The sequence below is a fragment of the uncultured Rummeliibacillus sp. genome (assembly GCF_934216135.1).
Taxonomy (GTDB): Bacteria; Bacillota; Bacilli; order Bacillales_A; family Planococcaceae; genus Rummeliibacillus.
In genome coordinates this window covers 19,656-27,197 of the sequence record NZ_CAKQBI010000033.1, presented here as the reverse complement: position 1 = coordinate 27,197, position 7,542 = coordinate 19,656, and the positions used below count along the sequence as shown (strand labels likewise).

Below are 7,542 nucleotides of genomic sequence, written 5' to 3'. Positions count from 1 at the left end.
AAGTCTAATTGAATACCAAAGTGACGATCTACTTGAAAAGGTTGAAAAGTCATTTACACAAAATTATTGACACTCCCATGACCTGAAAAGGTTAAATATAGAGATAAGTATAATTAATAATAATTTTATAAAGAATCATAGACGAAGTAAATAAGACAAAAAAACTAGATGAGTAGGAATTGAATAACTCACAGACCAATTATATACTTGATTTTCAAAGGAAATAGCATAAAATACGAACAATAGTCGAATAATGTCGAATATAATCGTTTTAAATTTTAAAAATACGAATGATTAGGTAATTTTTATTACATCTTTTACTTGTAAGACTATATATCAATCATATTATTATTGTTTATAACATATAGTTGATAGGTTATTATTGCACACTAATATGTAAAATTTTATAAAAATAGTCCCTAAATAATTTTGAAAATTCAACTAATTATTTTGTTATATTTCTATTTTTAACCTATTATAGATAATTATTTAAATATATATTGATTTAATGGTAACTATAAAAGGTAAATAATATAAAATTATTAGGAATAATTGATTATTATTCGTATTTTTAATAAAAAGTTATCAAATATTATTAAAATCATTAATTATTTGTGGTAATATAGTCAACAAGGATTACTTGAAGGGTATTTATGGAATATATACGGGAATAGTATTCTTATAGAAGTAATCCAAAAATAGTACATACATTAAAGGAGAATGGAAAATGACAAACTATAAAATGAAATTTGTAAAATCAGCAGCTGCCCTAGCTCTAGGTGCTTCTGTTATCACATCAGCAGTTGTAGCTGGCGATCTATCAGCATCTGCAAAGACTACATACAAGTTATCAAACGGTAAACTTGTAAATGCTAAAACTAAAAAAGCAATTAAAGGTTACAAAGTTTATAAATCAGTACTATATAAAGATGGTAAAAAATACACAGGTACTTACAAAGCTAAATACTACAAATCAGGCAAACTATTCACAGGCAAAACTTCTAAAGGAGTTTACTACAAAGCTGGTAAAAAATTCACTGGCACAACATCATATGGTTACTACTATAAAAATGGTGTAAGATACACAGGTAAAACTACTTCAGGTATTTATTATAAAAATGGTAAAAAATTCAACGGTACAACAACAGCTGGTTATTACTATATCAACGGTAAACGTGCTGAAGGTATTGTAGTAGTGAAAGGTGTAGACGTTCTTTACAAAAACGGTAAAGTCGTAGCTGACAAAACTGCTCCAGTTATCACAATCGATGGACAAAAAGACGGCGACAAAATCGAACTTAAAAACGGTGCAGACTTCGCAACACCAAAAGCTTCTGTAAAAGATAACGTTGATTCAAAAGTTAAAGTTGTCACAGAAATCAAAGACCAAGACGGCAAAGTAGTAGATGCAATCGACACTAAAGTTGCAGGTACTTATACTATCACATACGCAGCCAAAGATGCTTCAGGCAACGCATCTGCAGCAACAATTACTGTAGAAGTAGGCGAAGCTGATCTTACAGTTGAATCTGTGAAAGCAGTTAACAAAAACACTTTAACTGTTAACTTCAATAAAGAAGTTGAAGCAGTAAAAGATATCGAAGTTGTTAACTCATCTACTTCTTCTAAACAATTTGTAAAATCTATTAAACTTTCAGATGATAAAAAATCAGCAGAAGTTGTACTATACGATGCTTTAACTACTAAAACAACTTATAATGTAACAGCAAAAGTTGGCGAAGAAGTTGCTACAAGTACATTGGACTTTGTTGTGGGAGAAGCTAAAACAATTGAATTAGCTAACCAAACAGTTAAAACTGGTAATAAATTAGCCTACAAAGTATTGGATGAAAATGGTTTAGATATCACTGCTGATACAACTGTTAATGTTGAAACTGATAAAACAGACTTCTTTGGATCAGATTTAACTGTTGCAAATGGTGCAACTGGATCAGCATTCTTAAAATTAACTGTGCTAAAAGATGGTAAAGTAATTGCTGAATCACCAAAAGTAACAGTAACAGCTACATCTTCTGAATTTAAAGATTTTGGAACTAATTGGACTTTAGCTTCATCTGCAAATGCTACATTAGATTATAAAGCTAATGATTACAAACAAGATTCTACTGTAAATCTTGAAGGTTCTGATGAATACTTGAACTTCACATATCAAGATCAATTTGGTGAAAATGTTGAACTAACTAGTGATTATACTGTTAAATACACTTCTTTAGACCCTTCAGTTGCAATTGTTGATACTCAAACAGGTAAAGTAACACCTCGTAAAGAAGGAAAAGTACTTGTTCGTGCAACTGTATTAAAAGATGATAAAGAAGTTGCAACTAAAACAGTAGAAGTAACTGTTGCAGCAAAATCTGTGTTATCAGATATTAAATTAGATAAAACATCAGTTACATTAAATGCAGATAATGCTACTCCTGAAGAAGTCAAAGTATCTGGATTGGACCAATTTGGAGGTAATGTTGCGTTAGTTGGTGAAAAATCTACTACTTCTAGCGACGAGAAAGTTGTAACTGCTGCATTTGATGAAAATGATTCAATTCTTAAGTTAACTCCAAAAGCTGCAGGTTCTGCGACTGTAGAAGTTAAAGTGGGTAACTTCACAAAAACTATTTCAGTAAAAGTTGATAAAGTTGGAGCAATCGTAGATTATTCATTAGAAGGTTTTGTAAATGAACTTAAAACTAAAGATGATACATTAACTGAAGCTGATGATTTAACTATGACAGTATCTGTAAAAGGTATTGATGCTAATGGTGTTAAAGAAGCAAATGCACAAACTGCCAAATTCATCGTTCTTGATAAAGATGGTAATGAAGTAAATGGATATAAATCTACTGAAACTGCTTCTACAAGTAAAGAAATTTCAGGTTTGGCAGTAGGTAACTATACTCTTAAAGTTCAAGTTGGTACAATGACTGTTGCTACTAAAGAATTCTCAGTAACAGACAATGGTATCGCACCTATTTACACTCTAAAATCAAATAAATTCACTCTAACTTCTGAAGAAGATGTTAAAAAAGCAATTATTGCTGAATTAACTAATCAATTTGATTTTGGTACTCAAACAGTAAAAATCAATAAAGTAACTTATACTTCTAACAATTCTTCAGTTCTTTCAAATGATGCGGAAGTCGGAGAAAATGGTGTTGCTACTATTTATGTTGATTCTGTAGATGTAACTGTAACTGATAGCTCAAATGCACTAAAAGCTGGTGACTTTAGCTTAAATCTTAATGGTCAACCATTTGTAGTAACTGTTAATGTTCCAGCAGCTTCAGATGTTGCTGCTGAATAATTGCTTTTTTATAAGATCCTAATCTCTCCGGAGGTTAGGATTTTTTTATTAATTGTAGATATATATATGAATAAAAACCTCTAATTTGGAAATAAACCCTTCCAAATAATAAATAACCATCTCTTTGATAAGAAAAAACTACGCAAAATAGAAAATGATGTAAAATTTAGAAAAAATTCACGAAAACCGATTGAATTCCAACTCGAATTATAGTAAATTATAGGTAAATTAATAGAAAGAGGTGGATACTTATTATATTTCCAAGAAAAGTCCCTCCGAAGTTAGCGGCAATTGAGAGATTATTGTTGAGAATCCCGAATCAAGATTCTGAATTAGCGTTAAAGCTACAGCGGCAGTATAAAGCTATTCGAGCTGGATACCAAGGTGAACTCACTGTGGATCACTTTGTACGAGAATCGAATATAAAAAATCCTTTTGCATATTGGCCAAATGCCGAGCTCCAAATTACACAACATCGGCATGTACAACTCGATGCATTAATCGTCGCCCCAAACTTTTCGTGTATCTTCGAAGTGAAAAAAATGCGAGGAACTATAAGATTCTTAGAGAATCCCTTCCAACTATCTCAAAGCGTAGAAGGTGAAGAGAAAATGTTTGAATGTCCCCAAAGTCAAATCATTCGTGCTTCAAATAGTATCCGATATGTATTTGAAAGTCGCAAAGTCCAACTCCCCATATACTCTAAAATCATCTTTTCAAATAGCGAGAAACATGTTGTACAACAACCAACGTTAGTAGATATTATGTTTCCTAAACAAATCTCGAGTTATCTTGAGAAATTAGATGAAAATCCTGCAATATAAACAACTAGCGAATTTGAGCGATTAGTGGATCATATAAATACGTTGATAAAACCGTTCAATCCTTTCCACTATCAAAAACTCTAGAAATTAAAGGTAAAATAATAGAAGGAATTATTTGCTTATGTGGTAATCCAATTGATTTATCGAATAATTTTTATAAGTACTGTCCTATATTTGGTTGTCTAAAAGGAATGTTTATCAAACAAGCTATGCAGGATTGGTTTAACATTTTTCAAAAGACAATTACAAATGAAGAATTTAGAAAATTCTTAGGTATTGAAAGTAATGCGTATATATCAAAACTTTTCGCTAATATGAATCTTGAGGCAGAGGGGAATACTAGGAATCGACAATATTACTATGACTATGAAAAACCTCTATTTAAAGATAAAACACTAATTCTTTTATAATTGAAAAATATCCCCCAATAAAAAGTGCAAAACATAAAAAATGCCTCCATAAATAATAAGCTGTCCTTATGCATCAATTATTTCGTGCATTATCGTTCCATTAATTCTAAAAGCCCCTGCAAGAGCAGAGGCTTTTAAAGTCTGAAGAGATGGAATTACTGATTATCATTAATAAAACGAATGGAAATCGTCCAATTAGTACTGATGATAAGGCCTATCTTTTCTTAGATTTCTTTACTTCAAACAAAAAACGTGGAATCTTCAACATCCGTTTGAATCTAGTTGGTTGGGTGATCAAGCGATGGAACCATTCGAGATTAAGTTTAAGGAAAATCTCTGGGGCACGGTTGATATTGCCTGATAATATATCAAAGCTTCCACCGACCCCCATCATAACGGTATTTGAGAATTGATGGCGGTGATCTGCAATCCACTCTTCTTGTTTTGGAGCACCAAGCGCAACAAAGATAAAATCTGGATTCAATGCTGCGGCTTTTTCGGCAACCTCATCTCCATTGCCATTTCCACCATATCCATCAGCAACACCAACAATATTAATATGAGGATATAAATCTTTTGCTTTTTCAGCAGCCTGAGCTGCTACACCCGGTTTCCCGCCATAAAAGAAGAAGCGATTGTGTCCTTCTTTAGATGTTCTTAAAAAGTCATGTACCAATTCATATCCAGGAACTCGTTCTTTTAAAGGTGTTCCAAGAATTTTTGAACCAATGATTACACCGATTCCATCTGCAACAACATAATTAGATTTCAATAAGTATTCTTCATATACTTTATTTTCTTTTGCGAGCATAATAATTTCGGGATTTGCAGTTACAATACAAATAGGGGTCTTTCCGTTTAACAACTCATCTTCAATATGATCTACAAACTCACTTTTTGTAGTATCTACTACAGGAATCCCTAAAACATCTATCTTCTTCATAATCGAACCTTTCTGCGTCCATAAGTTATATTTCTACCTATTATATACTATTAAATTTTTTCTTCAAATGAAGTACCATTGAGGGATAAAATCTTCAAGTATAACAAATATTCATTCATTATACCGCGAAGAATTAGCTGGAAAATAACAGGTTGAAAACCCTAAAGTTAGAAGAAAAATATACATAAGGGCGTTTCGTAAAAAAAGTTCATTTTTCTAAACAAAATTCACAATTTCTCATTCTATTCTAATGAATTTATGCTATGATAAACGTTGTGAAAATTGATTGGAATTTAATTATTAAATCCATTTTTGAAACTTTAGGTATGCTTTATCCGTCTATATATAATAGTATAAAAATTTTTACGAATGGAAGTGGATGTGAAGTGACGAATAATCGAAGATATCAACCTAAGAAAGCATCCATCAAAAGAATAGCTGTTTCCATTATTTTGTTAATTGCAGTTATTACGGGTGCATATATGCTCCTTACAAAGAATGACAAAGCAGCAAATGATAATGATCATATTAAAGTTCAAAATGTCCATAAAACAACGAAGAAAGATCCGGATAAAGAAAAAGATTCGGAGAAGTCAGGTGAGGACACCGGTTCTTCATCACGTTCAGAAGGAACTGTAACCAATGACGTTCCATCTAATAGCGATGGCGATACAACAACAAAAGATTCTACAGATGTAAGCATGCCTAAAAATGATACATCTGCTATTATTGCAAATGCCAAAACGCAAGTATATACAGTTTACACAGATTTACAACAAGGTTCAGGATTTTTGTTCAATAAAGAAGGGGACATTATTACAAATGCCCACGTAGCAAAAGATGCCTCTTATGTATTTGTCACAAATGAACATGGTCAAGAATTTCGAGGACAAGTAATTGGTATTTCTAATAAAACAGATGTTGCCTTGATTAGAGTGCCAGAATTAGCCGGAAAGGACCCACTTGTTTTAGATACAGCAATGGCAAGGGTAAACACACCTGTTATTGCAATTGGTAGCCCTAATAACAAAGGCGGTACTGCAACAGAAGGTAAAATCACAAGTATTGGTGCTGAATTTACAGATGAATATACGTACAGTGGTCTTTATGAAATGACTGCACGATTACACTCTGGTTCAAGTGGCGGCCCATTAATTAACGCCCAAACAGGTAATGTAATAGGAATTAACTCCATTATTCTAACAGACCAACCTGAAATTGGTTATGCTATTCCGATTAGTAAAGTTATGTCACTCATAACCAATTGGTCAAACAAAGATGTCAAAATCGATATTGAAGATGATGCTGATTTTGAAGATAATCATAAAGAAGAAGCTTATTTAGGAAAAGATTTGATTGAACAGTATGTTGACGGTTATTACGAACTGTTCCCATATGCGATTAAAAACAAATCCCAAAATTATTATGAAACCTATATAATGCCAGGAAGTAGTGCGATTAACACTGCACAAAAAATGATTGAAAGTTACTCTACTAGCGAAAAGAAATATAAAAATTTACAACATACTATTGGTAATATAAATATTACCGATGAATATGCAACAGTAGAAGTGAACTCAACATTTGTTTATACAGATAAAGCAACAAAACAAGAACATAAATTAAATGAAACAATTATCTACACAATCGTCATTGATGATTATGGTGATTATCAATTTACGAATATCAAAGTTACTGCTTCATCTGATGATGGACAACAACAAACAAGCCCTGAAAGCCCTGATACGGGTGTAACTGAGCATGAGAAAAAACCTGTTAATGTAAACAACGACAATACTAATACAACAACTCAGGAGAAAAAAGAACCTATTAAAAAGCAAAGTGTTGATGAAGAAAAAAATAAACAAGATAGAAGTACCAGCAACACAGATGTAGATATATCAACTAATAATGAAATGACCCCACAATAAGAAAACATCATTCTTTGTGGGTAAAGGAGTAAAGGGGGTGACCCGTAAGTAGAAAACTTACAGGTCACCCCCTCTTTTTATAACTGCAATGTTCAAAATCCCTCTATACCTATGA

5 protein-coding genes are annotated in these 7,542 nt (G+C 32.1%); 4 read left to right on the top strand and 1 reads right to left on the bottom strand.

Annotated features, from left to right (window positions below; translation table 11 throughout):
* The first annotated feature begins 727 nt into the window (after positions 1–727).
* From Q0977_RS15560 to Q0977_RS15550, 3 genes are all read left to right on the top strand, one after another.
* On the top strand, positions 728–3,319 hold the full coding sequence (locus Q0977_RS15560) for an immunoglobulin-like domain-containing protein (RefSeq protein WP_299515596.1): 2,592 nt from the start codon (positions 728–730) through the stop codon (positions 3,317–3,319).
* Between the two features lie 305 nt (positions 3,320–3,624).
* Positions 3,625–4,143 (top strand): nuclease-related domain-containing protein, encoded by a 519-nt coding sequence (locus Q0977_RS15555; RefSeq protein ID WP_299515593.1) that lies wholly within the window; start codon positions 3,625–3,627, stop codon positions 4,141–4,143.
* 191 nt (positions 4,144–4,334) lie between these two features.
* Complete coding sequence (locus Q0977_RS15550; RefSeq protein ID WP_299515591.1) at positions 4,335–4,553, top strand: hypothetical protein; 219 nt, start codon at positions 4,335–4,337, stop codon at positions 4,551–4,553.
* A gap of 214 nt (positions 4,554–4,767) precedes the next feature.
* Here Q0977_RS15550 and Q0977_RS15545 read toward each other — a convergent pair whose 3' ends face one another.
* Complete coding sequence (locus tag Q0977_RS15545) at positions 4,768–5,496, bottom strand: WecB/TagA/CpsF family glycosyltransferase (protein ID WP_299515589.1); 729 nt, start codon at positions 5,494–5,496, stop codon at positions 4,768–4,770.
* 386 nt (positions 5,497–5,882) lie between these two features.
* Between Q0977_RS15545 and Q0977_RS15540 the strand changes: the two genes are divergently transcribed.
* Complete coding sequence (locus tag Q0977_RS15540; RefSeq protein WP_299515587.1) at positions 5,883–7,427, top strand: S1C family serine protease; 1,545 nt, start codon at positions 5,883–5,885, stop codon at positions 7,425–7,427.
* The last annotated feature ends 115 nt before the right edge of the window (positions 7,428–7,542 follow it).

Bases quoted from the DNA above. Each gene is read 5' to 3' on its own strand.
- Q0977_RS15560 (WP_299515596.1), top strand. From the start codon at position 728: ATGACAAACTATAAAATGAAATTTGTAAAATCAGCAGCTGCCCTAGCT.
- Q0977_RS15550 (WP_299515591.1), top strand. From the start codon at position 4,335: ATGTTTATCAAACAAGCTATGCAGGATTGGTTTAACATTTTTCAAAAG.
- Q0977_RS15545 (WP_299515589.1), bottom strand. From the start codon at position 5,496: ATGAAGAAGATAGATGTTTTAGGGATTCCTGTAGTAGATACTACAAAA.